The sequence below is a fragment of the Curtobacterium sp. NPDC086286 genome, from assembly GCF_044746255.1.
Taxonomy (GTDB): Bacteria; Actinomycetota; Actinomycetes; order Actinomycetales; family Microbacteriaceae; genus Curtobacterium.
This window is the reverse complement of the sequence record NZ_JBIVBW010000005.1, coordinates 278,377-301,835: the sequence shown is the minus strand read 5'-3', so window position 1 is coordinate 301,835 and position 23,459 is coordinate 278,377. Positions and strand designations below refer to the sequence as shown.

At 73.6% G+C, this 23,459-nt stretch carries 20 protein-coding genes; 7 read left to right on the top strand and 13 right to left on the bottom strand.

Going from position 1 to position 23,459, the window contains the following annotated elements:
* Positions 1-60 precede the first annotated feature (60 nt).
* From hpf to mtrA, 5 genes are all read right to left on the bottom strand, one after another.
* Complete coding sequence (gene hpf / locus ACIPKM_RS11530; protein ID WP_402736762.1) at positions 61-768, bottom strand: ribosome hibernation-promoting factor, HPF/YfiA family; 708 nt, start codon at positions 766-768, stop codon at positions 61-63.
* 184 nt (positions 769-952) lie between these two features.
* Entirely contained in the window at positions 953-1,729 is a 777-nt protein-coding gene (locus tag ACIPKM_RS11525) for a ComF family protein (protein WP_402736761.1), read from the bottom strand.
* 95 nt (positions 1,730-1,824) lie between these two features.
* Positions 1,825-3,507, bottom strand: coding sequence for an LpqB family beta-propeller domain-containing protein (locus ACIPKM_RS11520; protein ID WP_402736760.1), 1,683 nt, complete (start codon positions 3,505-3,507; stop codon positions 1,825-1,827).
* Positions 3,507-5,189 carry an MtrAB system histidine kinase MtrB gene (mtrB, locus tag ACIPKM_RS11515; protein WP_254791888.1) on the bottom strand — a complete coding sequence of 561 codons (1,683 nt, stop codon included), beginning with the start codon at positions 5,187-5,189 and terminating at the stop codon, positions 3,507-3,509. Before mtrB ends, ACIPKM_RS11520 begins: the two co-directional genes overlap by 1 nt.
* A gap of 5 nt (positions 5,190-5,194) precedes the next feature.
* Positions 5,195-5,869, bottom strand: a complete 675-nt coding sequence (gene mtrA / locus ACIPKM_RS11510; RefSeq protein ID WP_070418502.1) for an MtrAB system response regulator MtrA — start codon at positions 5,867-5,869, stop codon at positions 5,195-5,197.
* 148 nt (positions 5,870-6,017) lie between these two features.
* Here mtrA and ACIPKM_RS11505 point away from each other — a divergent pair, with 148 nt between their 5' ends.
* From ACIPKM_RS11505 to ACIPKM_RS11485, 5 genes are read left to right on the top strand one after another with little or no spacing between them, the layout of a single operon-like run.
* Positions 6,018-7,421 carry a glycerophosphoryl diester phosphodiesterase membrane domain-containing protein gene (locus tag ACIPKM_RS11505; protein ID WP_402736759.1) on the top strand — a complete coding sequence of 468 codons (1,404 nt, stop codon included), beginning with the start codon at positions 6,018-6,020 and terminating at the stop codon, positions 7,419-7,421.
* Positions 7,418-8,056 (top strand): DUF4129 domain-containing protein, encoded by a 639-nt coding sequence (locus ACIPKM_RS11500; protein ID WP_402736758.1) that lies wholly within the window; start codon positions 7,418-7,420, stop codon positions 8,054-8,056. The genes ACIPKM_RS11505 and ACIPKM_RS11500 overlap by 4 nt, the downstream gene beginning before the upstream one ends.
* Positions 8,053-9,291 (top strand): DUF4350 domain-containing protein, encoded by a 1,239-nt coding sequence (locus ACIPKM_RS11495; RefSeq protein WP_402736757.1) that lies wholly within the window; start codon positions 8,053-8,055, stop codon positions 9,289-9,291. The genes ACIPKM_RS11500 and ACIPKM_RS11495 overlap by 4 nt, the downstream gene beginning before the upstream one ends.
* Complete coding sequence (locus ACIPKM_RS11490) at positions 9,288-10,283, top strand: AAA family ATPase (RefSeq protein WP_402736756.1); 996 nt, start codon at positions 9,288-9,290, stop codon at positions 10,281-10,283. Before ACIPKM_RS11495 ends, ACIPKM_RS11490 begins: the two co-directional genes overlap by 4 nt.
* Entirely contained in the window at positions 10,283-11,635 is a 1,353-nt protein-coding gene (locus ACIPKM_RS11485; RefSeq protein ID WP_402736755.1) for a DUF58 domain-containing protein, read from the top strand. The genes ACIPKM_RS11490 and ACIPKM_RS11485 overlap by 1 nt, the downstream gene beginning before the upstream one ends.
* A 7-nt stretch (positions 11,636-11,642) precedes the next feature.
* Here the strand turns inward: ACIPKM_RS11485 and ACIPKM_RS11480 are convergent, their stop codons facing one another.
* Complete coding sequence (locus ACIPKM_RS11480; RefSeq protein WP_071303800.1) at positions 11,643-12,638, bottom strand: stage II sporulation protein M; 996 nt, start codon at positions 12,636-12,638, stop codon at positions 11,643-11,645.
* 80 nt (positions 12,639-12,718) lie between these two features.
* Between ACIPKM_RS11480 and ACIPKM_RS11475 the strand changes: the two genes are divergently transcribed.
* Positions 12,719-13,588, top strand: a complete 870-nt coding sequence (locus tag ACIPKM_RS11475; protein ID WP_071294910.1) for an RDD family protein — start codon at positions 12,719-12,721, stop codon at positions 13,586-13,588.
* A 386-nt stretch (positions 13,589-13,974) separates the two neighbouring features.
* Here ACIPKM_RS11475 and ahcY read toward each other — a convergent pair whose 3' ends face one another.
* Positions 13,975-15,453: an adenosylhomocysteinase gene (gene ahcY / locus ACIPKM_RS11470; RefSeq protein ID WP_071296415.1), complete on the bottom strand. Its 1,479-nt coding sequence runs from the start codon at positions 15,451-15,453 to the stop codon at positions 13,975-13,977.
* Between the two features lie 103 nt (positions 15,454-15,556).
* On the bottom strand, positions 15,557-15,772 hold the full coding sequence (locus ACIPKM_RS11465; RefSeq protein ID WP_070418494.1) for a DUF3499 family protein: 216 nt from the start codon (positions 15,770-15,772) through the stop codon (positions 15,557-15,559).
* A 139-nt stretch (positions 15,773-15,911) separates the two neighbouring features.
* Between ACIPKM_RS11465 and ACIPKM_RS11460 the strand changes: the two genes are divergently transcribed.
* Positions 15,912-16,271 carry a metallopeptidase family protein gene (locus ACIPKM_RS11460; protein WP_254789530.1) on the top strand — a complete coding sequence of 120 codons (360 nt, stop codon included), beginning with the start codon at positions 15,912-15,914 and terminating at the stop codon, positions 16,269-16,271.
* A 16-nt stretch (positions 16,272-16,287) separates the two neighbouring features.
* Here ACIPKM_RS11460 and ACIPKM_RS11455 read toward each other — a convergent pair whose 3' ends face one another.
* From ACIPKM_RS11455 to manA, 5 genes are all read right to left on the bottom strand, one after another.
* Positions 16,288-17,691, bottom strand: coding sequence for a DUF5719 family protein (locus ACIPKM_RS11455; RefSeq protein ID WP_070418492.1), 1,404 nt, complete (start codon positions 17,689-17,691; stop codon positions 16,288-16,290).
* The gene (locus ACIPKM_RS11450; protein ID WP_071296414.1) at positions 17,688-20,525 is read right to left on the bottom strand and encodes a glycosyltransferase family 2 protein; all 2,838 of its coding nucleotides are present in this window, start codon (positions 20,523-20,525) and stop codon (positions 17,688-17,690) included. The genes ACIPKM_RS11455 and ACIPKM_RS11450 overlap by 4 nt, the downstream gene beginning before the upstream one ends.
* 133 nt (positions 20,526-20,658) lie before the next feature.
* Positions 20,659-20,991, bottom strand: a complete 333-nt coding sequence (locus ACIPKM_RS11445; RefSeq protein WP_083403492.1) for a WhiB family transcriptional regulator — start codon at positions 20,989-20,991, stop codon at positions 20,659-20,661.
* Positions 20,992-21,193: 202 nt separating this feature from the next.
* A complete protein-coding gene (gene galE, locus ACIPKM_RS11440) occupies positions 21,194-22,156 on the bottom strand; it encodes a UDP-glucose 4-epimerase GalE (RefSeq protein ID WP_070418491.1) in 963 nt (320 codons plus the stop codon).
* A gap of 53 nt (positions 22,157-22,209) precedes the next feature.
* A complete protein-coding gene (manA, locus tag ACIPKM_RS11435; RefSeq protein ID WP_071296413.1) occupies positions 22,210-23,418 on the bottom strand; it encodes a mannose-6-phosphate isomerase, class I in 1,209 nt (402 codons plus the stop codon).
* Positions 23,419-23,459: the final 41 nt, after the last annotated feature.

Here is a 23,459-nt window from a genome sequence, read left to right as displayed (position 1 = left end):
GTGCGCGGCCCGCGAACGGTCCGCGCACACCCGGGTTCGGTCTGCCGTACTGAGCGATCGTCAGGCGATCGCGACCGCCGGCTCGGACTCCGACGCCGCTGCCGGAGCGTGCTCGGTGGACGGGTCGTCGATGCTGATCACGCCGTAGTCCCAGCCCTTGCGGCGGTAGACCACGCTCGGCCGGTGCGTCTCCGCGTCGACGAACAGGTAGAAGTCGTGCCCGACGAGCTCCATGAAGTACAGGGCGTCGTCGACCGTCATGGGACCGGCTTCGAAGACCTTGTGCCGGATCACGACGGGGCTGTAGACCTCGTTCTCGTCGTCCTCGGCGTTCGCGTCGACCACCGGGACGGCACCCGTCGCGACGTCCTCGATGAGCTTGCCGTCGGCCGGGACGACACCCATGCGCTCGAACGCGGTGCCGGACGCCTCGGACACGGAGGTCGGACGGTGGCGGCCGCGGTGCACCTTGCGGCGGTCGCGTGCTCGGCGGAGTCGTTCCATGATCCGGGCGAAGGCCAGATCGAAGGCGGCGTACTTGTCCGACGCGGCGGACTCCGCCCGTACGAGGGGGCCGGGGCCGATCAATGTCAGCTCGACGCGGTCCTCGCCCTGGGAACCGCCCGATTTCTCGTTGTGGCGGCTGATGCGCACCTCGAATGCGAGGGCGCGGTCGGCGAGCACGTCGATCTTCTCGGACTTCTGTTCGACGTAGGTGCGGAATCGGTCGGTGACCCCGATGTTCCGGCCCGTGATCGTCACGTCCATGTGGCGGCTCCCATCCAGACTCAGCGCGTCGCCTCCATCCGGCGATCCTGAACGCCTTGCCGCGAGGCTAGACCCGGTGGCGCTCCGGCGTCACGTGATGTCGGTGAGTCGCCAGGACACCCACCGGACACACAGTGGCCACCGAGCGTTCACCGATGCGCCGAGGGCTCCGGACGGGCGCACCTCAGTCGTCGACGCTCGCGACGGCGACGCACCGCACGACCCGACCACCGGCGGCACGCACGGCGCGCACGGCCTCTGCCATCGTGACGCCGGTGGTGACGACGTCGTCCACCACGACGACGGCTCGACCGGTTACGCCCGTGACCGAGAGGGTGCCGACCGTCGCGGCCACCCGTTCCACCGCGCTGCGTTCCTTCTGCCCGCCGCGCACTGCGCCGGCACCGACGCCGACACCTGCACCGGCACCGGCACCGACGCCGACACCGGCACCTGCACCGGCACCGACGCCGGCACCTGCACCGGCACCGACGCCGGCGCGACGCCGCGCCAGCCCTCCTGCCCGCACCCGCGACATCGCCCGCGACCGCCGCACTCCCCCGCGCGCCGCCAGCAGAACGACCGGGTCGAACCCCCGCCGCCGAGCACCCTGCCGCGAGGGCGGCACCCGCAGCAGCACGGCCCCGGGACCGGCGTCGGCGAGCGCCGCCCGCACGAGCCCACCGAACCGGGCGCCGAGGGGCCGAGCGAGGTCCACGCGTCCGCGCAGCTTGAGCTCGAGGAGCATCGTCCGCACGAGTCCCGTGTACCCGAACGCCGCGTCCAGCCGGACCCCGGCGACGAGACGCACCCGGCGGGGCATCGCGTCGAGCGCGTGTCGGCACGCGGCGCAGAGTGCCCGGTCGGGCCGGCCGCACCCGACGCAGTCCACCGGCAGGAAGAGCCCGAGCACCGCGACGGCCGCGTCGAGCCACGGCCGCAGCCTGTCCCGTGTCGTCATGCCGACGATCCTGACCGCCACCCACCACCGGGCGCGCGCCGATCCGTGGGGCTGGGGACGCGCCTCCTGGACCGCCGCCCTGTGGAGGAGCGACCTCAGCGCTGGACGCCGAGCACGTCCGCGCTGATCCCGGTCGTGACCCAGCCACCGCCGGTCGACTGCAGGACCGACCCGTCGGACATCCGCAGGAGCATCGAGCCGCCGCTCCCGCCGACGATCTCGGTCGCCCGGCCGTCGGGCTTCGGCAGGGTGCTCGACTGCCCACCGATCGTGGAGCGGACGACGTCCGGACCGGAGGACGTCTGCCCGACCGAGGCGACGTCGGAGTCGCTGATCCAGGCGGCCCCGACGGCGTTGCCCGTGGCGGCCTGCACGCGCACCGGGGGGCCGAGCGCGGTCGGTGTGCGGTCGGCGCCGCGCACGATGGCCATCACGTACAGGCTCGGTCCGTCGTTCGTCTGGATCAGCGCGAGGGCCCTGGTCGAGTCGCGCGAGACCTGGAACGACACGAGGTCGCCGGCCGGGAGCGTCGTGTTCACCGCGTGCGGATCGCCGCCGAGACCGTAGGCCGTGACCCGGCGGGTGTTCTTCTCGGACGCGACCCAGACGAACCCGAGGTCGTCGACGGACGGCGGGACCAGGCCGTCGGTCGCGTCGATGCGCAGGTGGGAGCGTCCGCGCACGACCGTCACGCCGTCGCCGTTCCCGACCACCGCAGCGGTCCCGGACGCGGACAACGCGAACGAGGACGGCCCGAGGTCGCCGATCTCCGCGCCCATGCCGTTGCCGAGCGGTGCGATCTTCCCGCCGCCGAGAGCCGAGTAGCCCACGGTGCCGTCCTGGTCGACGAGCGGGCGGGCATCGACGTCGGGGTTCTGCTGCGCGTCGGACCCGCTGCCGTCGGGGACGGCGAAGGTCGTGCCCTCGGCCGTGATGTCGACGGAGGACACCGTGGCGACCGAGGCGAGCGACTTGCTCAGCTGCTCGCGCATCCGGATCCGGTCCTGACTGCTGGCGCGCAGGGCGTCGCTGGACAGGTCGACGAGGGCGGTCCCGCTCTGGATCGTGACCGCGTTCAGGGAGAGCTGCGTGCCCTCGGGGAAGGCGGTGACCACGGCCCCCTTGAGCCAGCTCGCGGGTCCGGCGAGCAGCGCGCTCGCGATGCGGGTGCTCGTCGACGACCGGGCGAGGAACCAGCGCTCGTCGGGCACGAGGAACTTGTACGTCGGGTCGTAGAAGTAGAGCGCGTGCTGCTGGAACACCGACTCGAAGTTCACCGGCGACAGGATGATGCCGTCGGGGGCGTAGGCGATGCGCCACTCGCCGTCCTCGCGGGTGAACTGGAACGTCAGCGTGGACGAGGTCGGTCGGACCGCCTGCGTGTACTCGCCGTCGGCGTCCACCGAGGCGCTCGCGGTGAGGGTGTAGGTCAGCTCGCGTTCGCCGACCCGCTCGATCGCCGGGTTGCCGGGCTGGATCGTCACCGAGCGCCGGGGGTTCCACTTCGTCGAGAAGTTCGAGGCGAGGAACTCCCGGGCCACGGCGTAGTCGTCCGCCGCACCGGTGCCGGCCGCGATGAATCCGCGGAGGATCGTCGTCTGGTCGGCGCCGGGCACGGGCTTGCCGGGCCGGTAGTCGACGCCGGACACCGACTGGTCCTTGATCACGCCGCCGGAGCGCACCGCGCCGTCGGTGGGGATCGCGGCGCAGGCGGACACGGCGACGATCGTCAGCGCGGCGAGCGCCGTGGCGACCAGGGTGCGGAAGCGGGTGCGCATCAGTCGTCCTCCCTGACGGCGCGGGGGCCGTCGTACGACTCGTCGAGGTCCGGCAGTGGGATCGCCGAGGTCGTCACGGTGACGCGGTCGTTGCGCGGCAGCGTGAGCACGAAGGTGGAGCCCTCGCCGGGGCGGGACCACACGTCGATGCGGCCGCCGTGCAGGTTCGCGTCGCCGAGCGAGATCGCGAGTCCGAGGCCGGTCCCGCCGATCGTCCGCTTGCGGCTCGGGTCGGCGCGCCAGAACCGGTCGAACACGCGGGCGGCGTCCTCCGGCGGCATGCCGACGCCCTGGTCGCGGACGGCGATCGCGACCGAGCGGGCGTCACTGTCGACGACGACCTGCACGGGCTTCGCGTCGCCGTGCTCGATCGCGTTGCCGACGAGGTTGCGGAGCACGCGGCGGATGCGCTTCGCGTCGAGCTGCATGGTGGTGTGCCCGCCGGGTGTGGCGAGCTGCAGGTCGATGCCGGCCCGTTCGGCGAGCGGCCGGAACTCGTCGACGATGTCGGTCGCCAGGGCCGCGGGGATGACGGGCTCGGGATCGAGGTGCACTGCCTGCGCGTCGAACCGTGAGATCTCGAGGAGGTCGGCGAGCAGGAGCTCGAACCGCTCCACCTGGGCGTGCAGGAGCTCGGCGGACCGACCGACCGACGGCTCGAAGGCGTGCCGGGAGTCGAACAGCATGTCTCCGGCGAGCCGGATGGTCGTCAGCGGGGTCCGGAGCTCGTGGGAGACGTCGGAGACGAACCGCTGCTGCACGCGGGAGAGCTCGGCGAGCTGTGTGATCTGCCGGCTCACCGCGTCGGCCATGCCGTTGAAGCTGCGGGCGAGGGTGGCGATGTCGTCGTTGCCCCGCACCGGGATGCGTTCGTCGAGTCGGCCGGCGGCGATCTTCCGGCTCGTCTCGGCCGCACCCCGGATCGGCACGACCACGAGACGGACGACGAGCGAGGTCACGAGGGCGATGAGCACCATGAGCGCGACACCGCCGATCGAGAGCGTCTGCGAGACGAAGTCGAGGGTCTGCTGGGCGTCCGACAGGTCGTAGACGAGGTACAGCTCGTACTGACCGGCACTCGGGATCTGCAGGGTCGACCCGACGGCGAGGCCGGGCTGGTGGCGGCCGTCGTCGTCGAGGCGCACGGGCTGCAGGCTGAGCGTGCCGGTGTTCTTGCCGACCTGCTTCCGGAGGGCGTCGGTGATCACGGCGTCCGGGAAGCCCTGGCTCGCGACGTTCTGCACCGTCTGCGGCCCGGGCTGGTCGGGACTCCGCTCGATGGCGATGCTCGTGCCGCCGGGGCTCGTGGTGTTCGACAGGATCGCCTGCTGCGCCTCGCTCTGCAGGGTCTCGAGCTCGCTCTGGTTGTTGTCCTCGCCCGCGGTGGCCGCGTCGAAGATGCCCTGCGCCACGATCGTCGCGCGTGCCGACTCGGCCTCGATCTGGTCGCGGCGCTGCGAGTAGACGTTGTTCGAGATGCTGATCATGACGGCCGTGCCGATGATCGCGACCGCGAGGCCGGTGGTCATCACCGTGATCGCCACCGACCGGAACATCAGGGATCGGCGCCACACGTACGCCGCGGCCCGCCAGCCACGCCGGACCCACCGTCGAAGGCGACGGCCGGCGCGGGCGAGCCTGCCCTGCACGGCGACGCCGCCGGTCGACGCTGCGGACGGCACGGTGCTCAGGCTCCTCCGGCCCGGTACCCGACGCCGCGCACCGTGGTGACGATCTTCGGGTTGTCGGGGTCGTGCTCGATCTTCGCGCGGAGGCGCTGCACGTGGACGTTCACCAGGCGGGTGTCCGCCTTGTAGTGGTAGCCCCAGACCTGTTCGAGCAGCATCTCGCGGGTGAACACCTGGTTCGGCTTCTCGGACAGCGCCCGCAGCAGGTCGAACTCGAGCGGGGTCAGCGCGATGACGGCGTCGCCCCGACGGACCTCGTGCCCGGCGACGTCGACGGTGAGGTCGCCGACGTGCAGCACCGTCGCGTCGGCGGCCGTCGGGCGGAGCCGGGTGCGGATGCGGGCGACGAGCTCCTTCGGGTTGAAGGGCTTCACGACGTAGTCGTCTGCGCCGTTCTCGAGCCCGGCGACGACGTCGGACGTGTCGCCCTTGGCCGTGAGCATGATGATCGGCGTGCCGCTCTCGGCGCGGATGCGCTTGCAGACCTCGATGCCGTCGATGCCCGGGAGCATCACGTCGAGCAGCACCAGGTCGGGCTTCGTCCCGTGGAACGCGTCGATGGCGTCGTTGCCGTCGGCGCTGAACTCGGGTTCGTAGCCCTCGGAGCGGAGGACGATGCCGATCATCTCGGCGAGGGCCTGGTCGTCGTCGACGACGAGGATGCGCGGTGTCATGTGATGGGGACTCCGTGTGACGTGCAGCGGTACCCGGTCGGCACCTGACCACTCACGATAGCCGAGGCCCCGTGCGACGGCGTTTTCCGACAGGATGGGTGTCGACCGCGCCTTCCGCGTGCTCGGTCGGGACCACGAGGGGGCGGCGATGTCCGATTGGCAGGTACCGGGGGCGCCCGGCGGTCCGCAGGACGGTCGGGGGAACGGCCAAGGAGGCGCGGCGCGGCCCCCGGGGCAGCAGCCGTCCGCCCCGTGGCCGGGCCAGTCCGGTGGTCCGGGTCGGCCTCCGGCCGGGTCGCGGCCGGTCATCCCGCTGCGACCGCTCGGGCTCGGTGACGTCCTGAGCGGCGCTTTCACCGTGTTCCGCCGCAACGCGCGGGTGCTGCTGCTCTGGAGCGTGCTCCTCAGCGGGGTCCTCGGGCTGCTCTCCACCATCGCGAGTGCGTTCGGCCAGCGTGCGATCCAGTCCCGCATGCTCTCGGCGGTCGACGGCGACGTGGACGGCCAGACGTCGATCCTCGCCGGATCGGTGACGCTCTGGCTGGTGCTGTCGATCGCGCTCCCGTTCCTGGCCTACCTCGGGCGCGGCTTCCTCGTCGCCCCGGTCGCCGCGGACACCGGACAACGCATCCTCGGACGGCGCGCCACCTTCCGCGGGCTCTGGGCGCTCCTCGCCGGACGACGCTGGTCCGTGGTCGCCTGGATCCTCCTGCAGCTCGCAGCCGGTGCCGTCATCGGGATCGTCTTCGTGCTCGTGCTGGTCGGCGCCGCCGCCGGGCTCTCCGGCAACGGGTCGGGCATCGGCGGCTTCCTGCTCACCTTCTTCGTGCTCGGCCTCGGTTTCACGGTCGTGCTCGTCTGGCTCGGGACGAAGTTCGCGTTCACCGTCCCGACCATCGCGCTCGAGGGACGCCCCGTCTTCCAGGCCGCGGCGCAGTCGTGGCGGCTCACCCGCGGAGCCTTCTGGCGCACCTTCGGCATCATCCTGCTCGTGCAGGTGATGTTCGGCTTCGCGGTGTCGATCGCCTCGGTCCCGCTCACGATCGGTGCGACGCTCGTCGGCGGCACGTTCGACCCCCTCGGGCAGACCGATGCGGGGTCGGGAGCCGGGGTCGGCGGGCTCGTGGCGATCGTCGTGGGGAGCCTGCTCGGGATCGCGGTGCAGTGCATCACCGACGTGCTGTCCGCGTCCGTCGTGACCTTCCTGGCGATCGACCGCCGCATCCGGACCGAGGCGCTCGACCAGCGGATCGCGTCGCACCTCGAGACCGGGCAGCCGGGTGACCCGTTCGCGCCGTCGCCGCGGGTGGACCGGCCGGCGTGGCCGGGGCAGGGGCAGGGGCAGGGGCACGGGTGGCCGGGTGCCGGTCCGGGTCCGCAGCAGCCGTGGCCTGGCCAGCCCTGGCCCGGGGCCGGTCCGGGTCCGCAGCAGCCGTGGCAGGGGCAGCCGTGGCCGGGGCAGCCGGGCGCGGGCGGCCAGCAGCCGGGCGGCCCGACGCCGCCGCAGTGGGGCGGCGAACCCGGACGGTACCCGCCGGACGGCCGCGCATGACGATCGACCCCGACGACGCACGACGGCTCCTCGAACGCGAGCTCGAGCGGTCGGAGTACGACGGTGCCCACGTGACGTGGTGGGACCGCGCCTCGCGTGCGGTCCTCGACTGGCTCGGCTCCCTCCGCGCGGACGGCCTCGGCTCCCCCGCGGTCGCGCACACGCTGCTCTGGACGGCCGTCGTCGTGCTCGTCGCGGTGGTCGTCCTCGTGGTCGTCGCCCGCGGACTCCCCCGGCGTCGCGCTCGGCTCGCGGACGGGCAGGTCGGCGGGGTGTTCGACGACGACGACCTGCGTCCCGCCGGTGCGATCGCCGAGGACGCCCGAGCAGCCCTGCGCGCGGGTGACTGGTCCCGCGCCGTGCTCGACGGGTACCGTGCCCTCGCCCGTGGGCTCGGGGAGCGCGACCTCGTCCCCGACGTCCCCGGCGCCACCGCGCGTGCCATCGCCGGCCGGGCGGCCGTGGTCTTCCCGGCCGAGGCCGCGCGGCTCGAGCGCGCCGCGGCCACCTTCGACGAGGTGCGGTACCTCGGCGCCGACGCGACCGAGCGGACCGCCCGCGACGTCCTGGACACCGAGCACGCGGTCCGGACGGCACGCCCCGCGCGGACGACGACCCCGGCGGTCCCCGCGTGACCGCGACCGCCACCCCGTCCGCACCGTCGGGCGAGGCCTCGACCTCGCCGCGCCGTGCGGGCCGTGGGCTCCGCGTCGGCTTCTGGGTCGCCATCGTCCTGGTCGGCACCGTGCTCGCCGTGCTCACGGCCGTCGTCGGGCGGACCGGTCCCGGGCAGGCGCCGCTCGACCCGACCTCCGCGACGGCGAGCGGCGCGAAGGCACTCGTGCGGGTCCTCGAGCAGCAGGGCACCGACGTCCGGATCGTCGACCGCGCCGACCGGATCGGGGACGGCACTGTGTTCGTCGACGACGAGCAGGGCGTCCTCGACCGAGGCGTCGCGCGGCGGATCGCTCGGCAGGCGGACCACGTCGTCCTCGTGTCGTCGACCCCCGCGACGCTCGAGGCGTTCGGGCTCGACGTCGAGCCGGTCACGCAGGTCGGCGGGGACGACACCGTGTCCACCGCCTCGTGCGCGATCCCGGCCGCTGCCGGGGCCGAGCGTGTCACCCTCGGCGGCACCGGGTACGCCGTGCCGGACGGCGGCCGGGCCCCCACCGGCACCGACCTCTGCGCACCGTCCGGCTCGGGCGGCGACCGGGCCTACGGCCTCGTCCGGACGGCGACCCCGGCCGGTGACGTCACGCTCGTCGGGACCACGGCGGCGTTCCGGAACGACACGATCACCACCGCCGGCAACGCCGCCCTCGCCCTCGGTCTGCTCGGCGACGACGCGACGCTCAGCTGGTACACGCCGACCCCCGGCACGTCGGACGCGGCACCGACCCTCGGGTCGCTCGCACCGCCGTGGGTGCCGAGCGCACTCGTGCTGCTCGGACTCGTCGCCGTCGCCGCCGCGGTCTGGCGAGGCCGCCGGCTGGGCCCGCTCGTGGTCGAGCGGATGCCGGTCGTCGTCCGTGCCGCCGAGACCACCGATGGCCGTGCCCGGCTCGCCGCACGCACCGGCGACCGGACCCACGCGCTCGACACGCTCCGGATCGCGGCCCTCCGCCGCACGGCACGCCGGCTCGGCCTCCCCCGGTCGGCCCACGTCGACGAGGTCGTCCGGGCCGCGGCACGCGCCACGGGGATCCCCGACCGGCGCGTCGGGGCGGTCCTCATTGGCGGCCCGGCCACCGACGACCGGGCCCTCACCGCCGGGGCAGCGGCGCTCGACGACCTCGAGCGTGCCGTCCTCGCCGCGACCACCGGCGCCCAGCAGACCGACCGAGACCACCGAGGAGCACGACCGTGACCGATCCGTCCACCACCCAGACCCCGCAGGCGACCCCCGCTGGTGATCCGTTGCGCGACGTGTTCGGACGGCTGCGCGCCGAGGTCGGCAAGGCCGTCGTCGGGCAGGAGGGCGCCGTCTCCGGGATGATCGTCGGCATCCTCGCGCAGGGGCACGTCCTGCTCGAGGGCGTCCCCGGCGTCGCGAAGACCCTGCTGGTCCGGAGCCTCGCCGCCGCGATGTCGCTCGACACGAAGCGGATCCAGTTCACGCCGGACCTGATGCCCGGCGACGTCACCGGCTCGCTCGTGTACGACGCCTCGACGGGCACCTTCCCGTTCCGCGAGGGACCGGTGTTCACGAACGTGCTCGTCGCCGACGAGGTGAACCGGACGCCGCCGAAGACCCAGTCCGCACTCCTCGAGGCCATGGAGGAACGCCAGGTCAGCGTCGACGGCGACGCCCGGGTGCTGCCCGACCCCTTCTTCGTCGCGGCGACGATGAACCCGATCGAGTTCGAGGGCACGTACACGCTCCCGGAGGCCCAGCTGGACCGCTTCCTCATGAAGCTCACGCTCGACGTCCCGCCGCGGGACGTCGAGTGGCAGGTGCTCCGTCGGCACGCGGACGGCTTCGTGCCGCGGGACGTCCGGTCGGCCGGGATCGCGCCGGTCCTCGGCGTCGACGAGGTCCTCGCCGCACAGCGCGCGGTCCGCGGGGTCAGGGCGCGGGACGACGTCCTCGCGTACATCGTCGACCTCGCCCGCGCCACCCGGCAGGCGCCGTCCGTCCGGGTCGGGGTCAGCCCGCGCGGTGCGACCGCCCTGCTCGCCGCCGCGAAGGCCTGGGCCTGGCTCACCGGCTACGACGCGATCACGCCGGACCACGTCCAGGCCATGCTCCTGCCGGTGTGGCGGCACCGGCTGCGGGTGGCCGCCGACGCCGAGCTCGAGGGCGTCGGTGCCGACGGGGTGCTGCAGCAGGTGCTCGAGCAGGTCCGGGTGCCGATCTAGTGGCGATCTCCGGCCGGTTCGTCGCGCTCCTCGCCGTCGCGATCGTGCCCACCGTACTGCTCGGCACGGGATGGGCGGGTGCAGCCTGGGCGGGCGTGGTCGTGCTGGCGGCCCTGCTCGACGTGCTGCTCGCCGCCGACCTCACCGCCGTGCGCGTCGAGCGGCGGATGCCCCGGCTCGCCCGCCGGGACACCACCGCCGACGGGACACTCGTGCTCGCCAACGACGGCCGCCGGACGCTCCGCGGTGTGGTGCGCGACATGTGGGAGCCGTCCGCCGGGCGGGCCCCGCGCCGCATCGACCTGCAGGTGCCCGCCGGGGAACGACGGACCGCGCGCATGCGGTTCGCCCCGTTCCGTCGCGGCCGCCGGGCCTCCGCCGGCGTCGCCGTGCGTGCGTTCGGGCCGCTCGGGCTCGCCGCACGCCAACGCGTCCTCGTGGCGCCCGCCGAGCTGGTCGTCACGCCGCCGTTCCGGTCGCGTCGGCACCTGCCCTCGCGGCTCGCGCGGCTGCGGGAGCTCGACGGCGAGACCACCCTCCAACTGCGGGGCCACGGCACCGAGTTCGACTCGCTGCGGGACTACGTGCGCGGCGACGACGTCCGGTCGATCGACTGGCGCGCGACCGCCCGCCGCCAGGACCTCGTGGTGCGCACCTGGCGTCCGGAGCGGGACCGTCGGGTGATCGTCGTCGTCGACGCCGGGCGTGCCGGTGCCGGACGGGTCGACGACGAACCGCGGCTCGACACGTTCATCGAGTCCGCGCTGCTCCTCGGCGCACTCGCGGCGGCCGCGGGCGACCGGGTGGACCTCGCCGTGCTGGACGACGCCGTCCGGGGTCGCGTCCACGGTGCCACGCGCACCGACGTCGTGCAGCGGTTCGGGGAGACGCTCGCGCTCGCGGAACCCGGGATCGCGGCCACCGACTGGTCGGCGGTGCCCGGGCTCGTCGACTCGATCACCACCTCCAGGGCCCTCGTGGTGCTCGTGTCGAGCCTCGACTCGGTCGGCGCGTCGGGTGACCTCCTCACCGTGCTCCCCCGCCTGACGCGACGGCACGCGGTCGTCGTCACCAGCGTGACGGACCCGGCCGTCGAGCGGATGGCGAGCGGGGCGGTGGACCCGGCGGTCTCGGGACCGGGGCGGCGGGGCGGACGTGCGCCGTCCCTCCAGGGCCGTGCCGAGCGCGACGTGTACCGACGCGCTGCCGCCGAACGCACGCTCCTCGATGCCGACGGCGTGGCGGACGTGGCGCGCCGCGCCGGGGCCGAGGTCGTCCGGGCCGCACCCGAGCAGGTGCCGCCCCTCGTCGCGGACGCGTACATCCGCGCGAAGGCGACCGGACGGCTCTAGGCGTCGGTCAGTCGGCGACGAGGGCGGACGTGCCGCGCTCGAACTCCTCGAGGTCGCCGCGCTGCCCAGCGCGGTACGCGCGACCGCCGAGGACCCACTGGTACCAGAGCACGGCCGCGAGGGCGACGGTGCCGATCCCGATCTTGACGGGCCACGGCCAGTCCTGCCGGGTCACCGTGCCCTCGACGAGACCGGACAGCAGGAGCGTCAGGGCGAGGCCGACGGCGATCGTGATGAGTGCTCGGCCGTCCTCGGCGAGGGCCTGTCCGCGGGTGCGGGCCCCGGGGGCGACCCACGACCAGAAGATCATCAGGCCGGCGGCCGCCGCGAGGAAGATCGAGTACAGCTCGAGCTGCCCGTGCGGGGCGATGTAGAGGAAGAAGTCGCCGAGGCGGCCCTGGTCGTGCAGGATGGCCGCCGAGACGCCGAGGCTGATCGCGTTCTGGCCGATCGAGAACGGCACGAAGAGGCCGGTGATCCCGAAGGCCACCATGGTGGCGGCGATGTACGCGTTGTTCGTCCACACCTGTGCCGTGAAGGCACCGAGACCGTGGTCGGAGTAGTACGCCTGGAAGTCCCGGGTCGCGTACTGCCGGAGCGCCTCGGGGGTGCCGAACGTGTCGACGGCTCCCGGGGTGGTCGTGATCCAGACCGCGGTGATCGCGGCGATCGCCGCCGTGGCGGCCGCCACCCAGATCGCGACCCAGCGGATCCGGTACAGGGCGGCGGGGAGCTGCAGGACGAAGAAGGACGTCAGCGCCGCGAGCGGGTCGACGGGCGTGCCGGTGAACCGGAGTCGGGCGCGGAACAGTGTCAGCGAGAGCCGGTCGCCGACCGCGGTGCGCGGGGCGGCGCCGCGGATGCGCGCGAGGTCGGTCGCTGCCGCCTGGTAGCCGGAGACGAGGCGGTCGACGTCGGCACCGGAGGCGTGGCGGGTGCGGGCGAGCCGATCGAGTTCCTGCCACCGGTCGCGGTGCACCTCGGTGTAGGCGTCCAGGTCCACAGCGTCTCCCCCGCTCGTTCCGGTGTTCGCGCGTCCGTGCCGTCCGGGCGGCGGGCGTGCGTCTCCGACAGAATGATCCCATGCCGAAGACCCGCGTGCCGCGTGACCTCGCCGACGGTCGGTTCGTCGTCGCGCTCGACGACACCCACGACGAGCTCGTCGTCGGTGAGGCCGTCGCACTCGACGTGCAGCCCGCCGGCATCGCGTTGCGGCTCGCGGCGGCGCTCCTCGACGGTGTCTGCCTGCTCGCGCTGTACGTCATGCTCATGATCGGCCTGTCGCGGGTCTGGCCGAGCGACCTCGACGAGGCCTGGGCAGCGGCGCTCAGCATCGGCGTGCTCGTCGTCGTGCTCGTGCTCGTCCCGGCGGCGCTCGAGACCGTCACCCGGGGCAAGAGCGTCGGCCGGTACGCCACCGGCACCCGGGTCGTCCGGCTCGACGGCGGGGCGATCGGGTTCCGGCACGCGTTCACCCGTGCCCTCGTCGGGCTGTTCGAGCTGTGGATGACGTTCGGCTCCGTGGCGCTGCTCGTGGCGCTGTTCGGGTCCCGTCCGCGGCGGCTCGGGGACCTGCTCGCCGGGACGTTCGTGCAGCACGAGCGGGCGGCGAAGCAGCGGTCCCCCGAGGTCCTCATGCCCGCGGAGCTCGTCGCCTGGGCCGGGGTCGCGGACGTGTCGGCGCTGCCGCAGCGGCTCGAGAACCGGCTCGGGGCGTTCTTCCGCGGTGCTGCCGACCTCCGTCCCGAGCTCCGGGAGGCGGCGGCACGGTCCCTCGCGGCAGCGGTCGCCGAGTACGCGCACCCGGTGCCGGCGGTCCACCCCGAGGTGTTCCTCGCCGGGGTGGTCGTGCTGCGGCGGGAGCGGGACCTGCGCGCGTTGCGGGGTCGGGCGGCGGTGCTCGACCGGGCGTCGGCGGTGGCGACGGCGCGGCCGCCGGGGTTCCCGCGCTGACGGGCTGCGCCGCGCGGCGGCGGGCGTCGCGGCGGCGCGGCTCGCGTCCGGCTTTCGAACCAGGTTTCCGACGTCGAACCAGCGCGGGAGGCTGGTTCGACGTCGGAAACGTAGTTCGTCGCCGCCGGGCCCGCGCCGCGGGCGACCGGCGCGCGAGCCGCGGGCCGCGGGCCGCGGGCCGCGAGCCGCGCTCGGTCGCGCCGGGTGCCGGCGCCGACCGGCGCAGCCGGCAGCCGGCGGGCGGCAGCCGGCGGCTGCCGGCGCACAACCAAAAGCACGCGGAGCCGCGCGGATGCGTGGTTCCGGGCGACTTTGGTTGTGCGGTGCGGCAGCGCGCCCGCCGCGGCGCGGCAGCGCGCGACGGCAGCGCGCGCCCGCGCGCCGCGTCAGTACCGGTAGTGCTCGGGCTTGTAGGGGCCCTCGACCGGGACACCGATGTACGCCGCCTGCTCCGGCCGGAGCTCGGTCAGCGCGACCCCGAGCGCGTCGAGGTGCAGCCGCGCCACCTTCTCGTCGAGGTGCTTCGGCAGCACGTACACCCCCGTCGGGTACTCGGCGCGGCGGGTGTGCAGCTCGATCTGGGCGAGCACCTGGTTCGTGAAGGAGTTGCTCATCACGAAGGACGGGTGCCCCGTGGCGTTGCCGAGGTTCATGAGCCGCCCCTCGGAGAGCACGAGGATCGACCGGCCCGTCGGCAGACGCCACTCGTGCACCTGCGGCTTGATCTCGACCTTCTCGACACCCGGCAGGGACTCGAGGCCGGCCATGTCGATCTCGTTGTCGAAGTGCCCCACGTTCGCGACGATCGCGAGGTGCTTCAGCGCGAGCATCTCGTCGACACCGACGACACCGAGGTTGCCCGTGCACGTGACGACCATGTCGACCTGGTCGGCGACGTCCGCGAGGCGCGCCACCTGGTACCCGTCCATCGCGGCCTGGAGCGCGCAGATCGGGTCGACCTCGGACACGATCACGCGGGCGCCCTGCCCGCGGAGCGCCTCGGCCGCCCCCTTGCCGACGTCGCCGTAGCCCACGACGAACGCGACCTTGCCGCCGATCAGCACGTCGGTCGCCCGGTTGAGCCCGTCGGGCAGCGAGTGCCGGATGCCGTACTTGTTGTCGAACTTCGACTTCGTGACGGAGTCGTTGACGTTGATCGCCGGGAACTTCAGCTCGCCGGTGCGTGACAGCTCGTAGAGGCGGTGCACGCCGGTGGTGGTCTCCTCGGTCACGCCCTCGATCTCGGCCGCGATGCGGGTCCAGCGGTCCGACGACTCCTGCAGTGAGGCGGCGACGGTGTCGAGGACGATCTTCCACTCGGTGCTCGCGTCCGCCCCGGCATCGGGCACACGGCCGGCGGCTTCGGCATCGGCGCCGGTGTGCACGAGCATCGTGGCGTCGCCGCCGTCGTCGAGGATGAGGTTCGGGCCGATCCAGTCGGCGGAGGCGGCTGCGGCCTCGGCCGACCAGTCGAAGATCCGGCTGGTGCACCACCAGTACTCCTCGAGCGTCTCGCCCTTCCACGCGAACACGGGGACGCCGGCCGGCGACTCAGGCGTGCCGGTCGGGCCGACGGCGATGGCAGCGGCGGCTTCGTCCTGCGTGGAGAAGATGTTGCAGCTCGCCCACCGGACCTGCGCACCGAGCGCGACGAGCGTCTCGATGAGGACGGCCGTCTGCACCGTCATGTGCAGCGAACCCGCGATGCGCGCGCCGGCGAGCGGCTGCGACGCGCCGAACTCCTCGCGCAGGGACATGAGCCCCGGCATCTCGTTCTCGGCGAGGCGGATCTGGTGGCGCCCCGCCTCGGCGAGGGCGAGGTCGGCGACGCGGAACGGTGCTGCGGTACGGGCTTCGGTGGGCATGCGGCCCAGTCTTCCACGCCGGGAGGCGCGGGTCGTCAGCCGACGTCGGTGCCGTGAGCCGCGCCTCCTGGGATCCCCCTGTGGAGGACCGGACCCGACCGCGTCAGTCCGCGTCGCGACGGAGCGGCTCGCGCCGCACCACCTGCCACCCGCGCGGGACGCGCAGCTGCGCCGCGTGGCGGGCGCAGAGGTCGTAGCCGTGGGGCTCGACGCGGGTGGAGAGGGGGCCGACGACGACCATGGAGTCCCCGTAGTCGTACGTCAGGGTCGCCGAGGCGCTCGCGCCACAGGCGACCTTGCTGCAGATCCTCACGTCCATACCGCCACCGACCCTATCGGAGCAGGGCGGCACCGCCCGCGCCGCGTACGATGTGGGGATGCGTCGCAGGACTCGTCTCGTCACACCCGTCGACCGGGGCCGCGGTCGGTCCCGGCACGGACGCGGCGGACGGTCCAGCGTGACCGGTCCGGACCTCGCGCCGATCATCACCCGCGCCGAGACGTTCGACCGCATCGTCGGCGACACCGCGCACTACCTGCTCGGGCTCTGGCCGGCCGAGCTCGAGGGCGTCGTGTTCCAGGTCGCGGACATGCCGACGGACTCGACCCTGCCGGACCACATGCCCCGGTGGCGTGTGGACCGCGAGCAGCGCCGCGTGACCGTGTTCCGCGTCCCGGTGGAGCGGGTCACCCGCAGTCCCGAGAAGGACGACACCGACAAGCGCATCATCATCGAGACCGCGGTGTTCCGCGCCGTGGGCGAGCTGATCGACAAGGACCCCTGGGACCTGGCGCCGGACCGCTACCGCCACTGGTGACGCAGCGCGCCACGGCTCAGGGGTAGACCCGGACCGGCGTCGAGACCTCGGTCGCCGCCCGCACCGGGAAGCCGGCGATGCCGTCGTCGCCCATGTAGGTCACCCCGGCGACGAGCCCCTCGGTCCCCTGCAGCTCGAGCTGCTTCGCGACCGGGACGACCACGGTGCGCACACCACCGGCGACGACCTGCACGTCCTGCGTCTCGTCGCCGGAGCGGATCGTGACGTCGGCGTCGGAGCGCGTCGGGTTGACGAGCGTGAGGCGCTGGTTCTCACCGGGCGCGACCGCCGTGATGGTGGACTCGCCGAGCGGGTCGGCGGAGGCGAACCACCCGACGTCCGTGCGTCCGTCGTAGGTGGGCGTGGTCGTGCGGGCGCCGGCGACGAGCGGCTCGGTCGACGTGACGGTGAAGGCGTAGCGACCGTCCGGGAAGTCGTCGAGCGTGACGTCGGTGACGACACCGGGCTCGGCGGTGGCGTTCACGGTGGACCCGCCCCCGTCGGCGGTGGTGATGCCGAGGGTCACGCGGGCCGCCTTCGTGCCGGGCACGAACAGCCGGACGATCGGCGCGGCGTCGGCCGTGTCGTCGCCGCGCTGGGCCTCTTGGGCACCGTCGAGGACCACGCCCGGGATGATCTGCGACGTCGAGGGCGCCGCACCGCCGGAGATGATGTCGAACCCACCGGGGGTGAGGGTGCGGACGATGGACTCCTGCATGTGGGCGACGATCTGGCCGCCGGAGGACTCGACGTGCACGACGGTCGAGCCCTGGTCGGAGACGAACCCGGACAGCGGGACGACCTTCTGGGTGTTCGGCGCGACGACGATGCCGGTCGTGCCGGGAGCGCTGACCGTGCCGGAACCGTCGTAGATCGACAGGTCGACGGTCGCGTTCACGTCGGTCGGGTTCGACAGCGTGACGAGGCTCGTACGGCCGGTCTCGGTGGACCCGCCGACCAGCCAGGTGGACTGGCTCGGGTCGTCGCACGACGCGGCACCGACGCCGACGACGTCCCCGCTCGCGACGCTCTGGTAGCTGCTGCCGGCGACCTGCGGGGTGGTGTCCCCCGCCGGAGCGGTCAGGAGGCGCGGCTTGCTCCCGCCGGTCGCGGAGTCGTCGAGGCCGGAGCGCTCGACGCTCGACCCGGTGGTCGCGGTGGCGACGGTGGCCGAGCCGACGGTGCTCGCCTTCGTCGCGTCGTTGCCGGCGTCGTCCGAGAGCCGGAGCGCGTTGCCCGCGCAGACGCGCTCGGCGTCGGCCGGGACGGGTGTCACCGTCTTGCCCGCGGGACGACCCGGGTCGGTGTCGGTGCCGAGGGCGTGCGCCGCGGTGACGGCTCCGGCGGCGACCACGACGGCGATCGCGGTCGCCGTGCCGCGGACGACCCAGCGGCGGACGGAGGCGGGGGTACGGCTCATTCGTCGCGCTCCTCGTCGAAGGTGGTGGCGGGTTCCTCGGCCTCGATGACGTTCGAGGTGGCACGGCGTCGACGGGGCGCGGTGGGCACCGCCAGCAGGGCCGCGGCGCCGAACACGACCCCGAGGACCACGAGGTAGAGCACGTGCGTCGCCTGTGCCCCGGCCGACCCGGTGGACGGGCGGTCGACGTCGCCCTCGTAGTGGAACAGCTGGCCGCTCGTCGTCTCACCGATGCTCGTGAACAGCGCGTTCTGACCGATCGCCCCGGCTGCACGGTCGTGGACCGCCTGCGCGGAGGAACCGTCGGGGGCGTCGTCGAGCAGGACGAAGCTCACGCCGAGCTGCCGCAGTGCGGGCTCGGGGTCGTACCCGCTCCGGCTCGCCAGGTTGCCGGCGAGGGTCGCGAGCTGCGCACCGGACCGGCTGAGCGTGAGTGCCGTCGAGTCGAGGGTGGTCTGGTCGTCGAGCGTCGAACCCTGACCGCGTTCGAGCGACACCGCGAGCGAGCCGTCGTCCTGCGGGTCGACGACGAGCGTGCCGACGTCGGGGTTGGCCTGCGCCTCGGCGTTCACGTAGGCGCTGAGCACCCGGCCGGAGGTCGGCTGGATCACCGCGTTGCCGAGGTAGAACGCCCCGAACGCCGGTGCCACGGTGACGGCGGCGACCACGGTCGTCACGAGTCCCGCGACCGGGGCGGTCCGCGGCAGCACGTCGATCCCGATGCAGGCGGCGGCGACGATGCCGAACCAGTACACGCTCAGCCCGCTGCCCGGCCAGATGATCGTGGTCGTGGACCCGACCCCGGTGACGGTGACGTGGGTGGCGGCGAACGCGGTGGCGAAGCCGGCCAACGCGATGAGGAGCGTGGCTCCCGCGACGGCCCAGCGGTGGCCCAGCATCGCACCGATGGCGGCGACGGCCACCGGGAGCGCGAGCACCGCCATGAGGACCGGCAGGATCCAGGCGGCGAGCGCGAGCCCGGACGTGGTGGGCAGCCAGCCGCTCCAGTCCGGCACCGGCTGGCCGATGGCGAGCTGGAAGGCCGAGGGTGCGCGGGTGGCCGAGGGCACGCCCGGGTCCGCGAAGACGGCGAGCACGTTGCCGCGGGCGACCTGCGCGAGCACGAGCGGCAGGAAGAGCACGGCTGCCGGCACCGGGATGAACACCCGACGGTGCGCACGACGCCACCCGACGGCGAGCGACACGAGCCAGCCGAGCAGCAGCACCGGCACCAGCGACGGCGCCGAGGCTGCGATGACGGCGAAGAGCAGGGACGCGCCCGAGGCCCAGGCCCACGAGCGGTGCGCCTCGAGCACGGCGAGGAACAGCCAGGGCAGGAGGACGTGCGCGATCACGGCGCCGAGGTGCCCGCTCGTGACGGCACCGACGAGCGTCGGGGCGATCGTGTACAGCGCCGCGCCGATCACCGGGACCCAGGTGCGGGTCGTCAGCTTCCGCACCGCGAACCAGGCGCCGAGCGCGGCGAGCGGGAAAGCGACGAGCATCACGAGCACGACCGAGGTCGACGGCGACCAGAACGTGATCGAGCCGAGCACGGCGACGACCGCGGCGAACGGGTCGCTCGGCCCCGTGAACCCGGTGCCGATCGAGTGCCAGCCGTAGCCGACGTTCTGCCACAGCCGGGCGACGTCGGTGCTCAGCGGCAGGAGCCCGCCGCCGGTCAGCGCCGGCGAGCCGAGCAACGGGTACAGGGTCACGACGCTCAGGACCGCCGCGGCGAGGACGACCCAGATGCCGCCGTCGCCGAGGAACGACGCCCGGGCGATCGGTGCGTCCTCGACCCGGGCGAGCTCGACGTCGCGCGACGTGGTCCGCCGTTCGTGCACCCGGCGCCAGCTGACGCGGAGCGGCTCGACCGCCGCCCACCCGAGCTTCTTGCCGCGTGCGAGGACCCGGCGCGAGCGTCCGGTGCCGCCGCCGAAGGCGACCGAGAACGCCGCGGCGAGCTCGGCCCCGACCGCGGCCGGGTGCTTGGCGACGAGGTGCCCGACCGCGCGGCCGATCGCGAACGGCACGAGCGTGAGCCAGTGGATCCAGAGGACCCCGGCGGACGCGTAGGTCATCCGGCGGTGCAGCTGCGCCTGCCGGTGCATCCGGACGCGCCGCCCCTCGGAGACCCGCTTGCGCCCGAACTCCTCGATGGGTCCGGCGCTCGTCACGCGGGCCTCGGGCACGACGGCGACCCGGTGTCCGGCGAGGCGCACGCGCACGCAGAAGTCGAGCGCGGCGTCCACGTTCGGCAGGGCGGGGTCGAAGCCGCCGAGTTCGTTCCACACCGAGCGTCGGACGAGCATCCCGCCGGCGGCGACCGCCATCACGTCGGTGTTCCGGTCGTGCTGGCCCTGGTCGAGCTCGTCCTGCACGAGGACGATCGACCGGCCGAAGCGGGTCATGCTCTCGCCGAACGCCCGGAGCCGCGACGGGTCGTCGACGTCGACGAGCTTCGGCCCCGCGACGACCACGCTCGGCGCGATCTCGACCGCGGACAGGAGGTCGGCGAGGGCGGTGGGCGCCGGCGCGTTGTCGTGGCCGAGCAGCCAGAGCCACTCGTCGACGGGTTCGTCCGCGACCGCGGGCGGGGCCTCGCGTTCGCCGCGGGCGACCGCCTCGCCGAAGGGGCGACCGGCGGGCAGGCGCAGGAGTTCGGCGGAGCCGCCGAACGAGAGGTCGGTGGTCGAACCGTCGGTCGACCCGAGGTCGACGACGACGAGGTTCTCGGGGTGACGGGTCTGGGCGGCGAGCGCGTCCAGGGTCCGGTCGAGGTGGTCCGCCCCGTTGGCGGCGACGAGGATCGCGGTGACTCTGGGCTGCATGACGGGCGTCACTCTACGGTCTGGAGGCGCGGCTCGGCCTGCGGACGGCGGCGCGCCGTGAACCTGTGGGAGCCATCAACGACCGGTGCGCGTCGGACGCGCACCGTGCCTCCTGGACTGGCCAGGTGCGCGCTCAGGCGCGCTTTCGCAGCTTGCGGCGCTCGCGCTCGGACAGGCCGCCCCAGATGCCGAAGCGCTCGTCGTTCTCGAGCGCGTAGTCGAGGCACTGCGCCCGGACCTCGCACGAGGTGCAGATCTTCTTGGCCTCGCGCGTCGAGCCGCCCTTCTCGGGGAAGAACGCCTCGGGGTCGGTCTGCGCGCAGAGCGAGTCCACCTGCCAGGCGAGCGGGTTCTCCTCGTCGTCGGTCTCCGGACGCCGGACACCCGGGACGCCGAGCGACACGGGGTCGACGTGCCAGTCCTCCGGTACTCCGGCGTGGAAGTCGGAACCGTTCACCCTGATCACCCCTGACGTCTCGATAACGGGACCACAACGATCGCTGTCGTTGCCTGTAATTACAGCGGTGTCATTCGCGAGAGTCAAGTCGCGGATCATAGAAGGCACTGACGGTTCCGGCGTGTCATGTCCCCCGTACGGGCGTGTCGCGGCCGGTCTGTCGGGGTTTCGGGGGACAACTGACGCCCCCTCAGCCGGCCGCGACGGCCCGTCAGCCGATGCGGCGCCGGGCTTCCCAGGCGCTCGTGACCATCTCGTCGAGCGTGTGGCGCATCGCCCAGTCGAGGTCACGCGCAGCCGCTTCGCCCGTCGCGACGATCCGCGCGGGGTCACCGGCGCGTCGCGGCGCGATCTCGGGCTCGAACGCGATGCCGGTGCCCTTCGCCATGGCGTCCATGATCTGCCGGACGCTGACCCCGTCGCCGCTGCCGAGGTTGTACGCGCGCTCGAGGGTCTGGCCCGCCTCGAGCTTCTGCGCGGCGACCGCGTGCGAGTGCGCGAGGTCGGCGACGTGGATGTAGTCCCGCACGCAGGTGCCGTCGGGCGTGGCGTAGTCGTCGCCGTTGATCCGCGGCGTGCGACCGGCCAGCAGGGCGTCGAAGACGAGCGGGAAGAGGTTGTGCGGGCTGGCGTCGTACAGGTCCGGCTCCCCCGACCCGACGACGTTGAAGTAGCGCAGCGACGTCGTGGTGAAGCCCGCGGCGACCTCCATGTCGCGCAGCAGCCACTCGCCGATGAGCTTCGACTCGCCGTAGGGCGACTCCGGCGCCTTCGGGGTGTCCTCGACCACGGTGTCGACGTCCGGCGTGCCGTAGACGGCGGCGCTCGACGAGAACACCGCCTTGGTGACGCCGTTCTCCGCCATCGCCCGGAGGAGCGTCGCCATGCCGGTGACGTTCTGCTCGTAGGTGTGCAGCGGTCGCTCGACCGACACCCCCGCGTACTTGAACCCCGCGACGTGCACCACACCGGTGACGGCGTGCTCACGCAGCGTCCGGGCCACCAGCTCGCCGTCGAGGATCGTGCCCTCGACGAACGGCACGTCCTCGGGCACGAACGCCCGGAAGCCGCTCGAGAGGTCGTCGAACGCGACGGTGTCGATGCCCGCCGCACGCAGTGCTCGGACGACGTGGGACCCGATGTACCCGGCGCCGCCGGTGACCAGCCAACTCATGCTGGCCACGCTAGCGGAACCGGCGCGGCGTCAGACCGCCACGCGCTGCGGGTTCACGCACCCGTCGCGATGAAGACCGTGGACGCCAGACCGCTGCCGTTGTCGGCCTCGACCGTGACGTCGCCCTCGTCGGGGGTGATGTAGCAGGACTCCCCCTGGCGCAGCAGCGTCGCGGACTGCGCCCCGACGAGCGTCACCGCGCCCGCCGTGCAGATCGCGATCGAGGGGCCGTGCAGCGGCGCGACCCCGCCGGAGGCCAGGCCGACCGGGCGTCCGTCCCCCGTGACGCGGAGCAGCGCGAACCCGACGCCGTCCGGCGCGAAGCGCTCGACGCCGGCGGCGATCGGCTCGGGGGTCAGGACGGGTGCCGGGTACGCGGTGAAGTCGAGGACGTGCAGCAGCTCCGGGACGTCGACGTGCTTCGGCGTGAGCCCGCCGCGCAGGACGTTGTCGGAGGGGGCCATGAGCTCGATGCCGAGCCCGTCGAGGTAGGCGTGGATGTTGCCGGCGGGCAGGTACATCGCCTCACCCGCGGCGAGCGTCACGCGGTGCATGAGCAGGGAGACCACGATGCCGGGGTCGCCCGGGTAGCTCGTGCCGAGGTCGCGCACGGTCGCGGTGTTCGGGGTGACGGCGTCGTCGGGGAGCGCAGCAGCGAGGTCGCTCACGGCCTGCACGACGGCCTGCGCCGAGGAGTCGCCGGTCTCGAGCCACCGCACCGTGTCCTCGAGCCCGTGCTGCAGGTGCACGACCAGCGGGCCGAGCCGACCGGACCCGGCGTCGAGCGCCTCGACGTCGGCGAGCGTCTCGGCCACCGGGCGGAAGCCGCTCAGCGCCTCGAAGCGTTCGCTGAGCGCCACGACGAGCTCGGGCTTCGGGAACGGGTCCTTGTAGTTGCGGGCCGGGTCGTCGATCGGGACACCCGCCGCTTCCTCGCGCTCGAACCCCTCGCGCGCCTGCTCGGGTGTCGGGTGCGCCTGCAGCGAGAGCGGGGCGGCGGCCGCGAGGACCTTCAGCAGGAACGGGAGCCCCGTGCGGTCCGGTCCGAGGGCGTCCCGGGGCTCCGCGGTGATCCAGTCGAGCAGCGTGTCCGCGCCGCCGACCATCGCCGGGTTCACGACGACGCTCGGGCTGCCCGGGTGCGCGCCGAGCCAGAGTTCGGCCTGCGGTGCGCCGGTGACGGTCCGGCCGAGGAGCTCGGGGATGGCCGTGACGGATCCCCAGGCGTAGTCGCGGGGCGTGTTCGTGATGCCGAGGAACATGCGCACGAGCCTATCGGCGGTCGACGTGCGCTCCCCGGGTA

What these genes read in the sequence shown, in the direction of transcription:
- ACIPKM_RS11505 (WP_402736759.1), top strand. Translation starts at nt 6,018, where the DNA reads ATGTCCGATTGGCAGGTACCGGGGGCGCCCGGCGGTCCGCAGGACGGT.
- hpf (WP_402736762.1), bottom strand. Translation starts at nt 768, where the DNA reads ATGGACGTGACGATCACGGGCCGGAACATCGGGGTCACCGACCGATTC.
- manA (WP_071296413.1), bottom strand. Translation starts at nt 23,418, where the DNA reads ATGTTCCTCGGCATCACGAACACGCCCCGCGACTACGCCTGGGGATCC.
- ACIPKM_RS11465 (WP_070418494.1), bottom strand. Translation starts at nt 15,772, where the DNA reads ATGGACGTGAGGATCTGCAGCAAGGTCGCCTGTGGCGCGAGCGCCTCG.
- galE (WP_070418491.1), bottom strand. Translation starts at nt 22,156, where the DNA reads ATGAGTTGGCTGGTCACCGGCGGCGCCGGGTACATCGGGTCCCACGTC.
- ACIPKM_RS11475 (WP_071294910.1), top strand. Translation starts at nt 12,719, where the DNA reads ATGCCGAAGACCCGCGTGCCGCGTGACCTCGCCGACGGTCGGTTCGTC.
- ACIPKM_RS11525 (WP_402736761.1), bottom strand. Translation starts at nt 1,729, where the DNA reads ATGACGACACGGGACAGGCTGCGGCCGTGGCTCGACGCGGCCGTCGCG.
- ACIPKM_RS11500 (WP_402736758.1), top strand. Translation starts at nt 7,418, where the DNA reads ATGACGATCGACCCCGACGACGCACGACGGCTCCTCGAACGCGAGCTC.
- mtrA (WP_070418502.1), bottom strand. Translation starts at nt 5,869, where the DNA reads ATGACACCGCGCATCCTCGTCGTCGACGACGACCAGGCCCTCGCCGAG.
- ACIPKM_RS11455 (WP_070418492.1), bottom strand. Translation starts at nt 17,691, where the DNA reads ATGAGCCGTACCCCCGCCTCCGTCCGCCGCTGGGTCGTCCGCGGCACG.
- ACIPKM_RS11520 (WP_402736760.1), bottom strand. Translation starts at nt 3,507, where the DNA reads ATGCGCACCCGCTTCCGCACCCTGGTCGCCACGGCGCTCGCCGCGCTG.
- ACIPKM_RS11450 (WP_071296414.1), bottom strand. Translation starts at nt 20,525, where the DNA reads ATGCAGCCCAGAGTCACCGCGATCCTCGTCGCCGCCAACGGGGCGGAC.
- ahcY (WP_071296415.1), bottom strand. Translation starts at nt 15,453, where the DNA reads ATGCCCACCGAAGCCCGTACCGCAGCACCGTTCCGCGTCGCCGACCTC.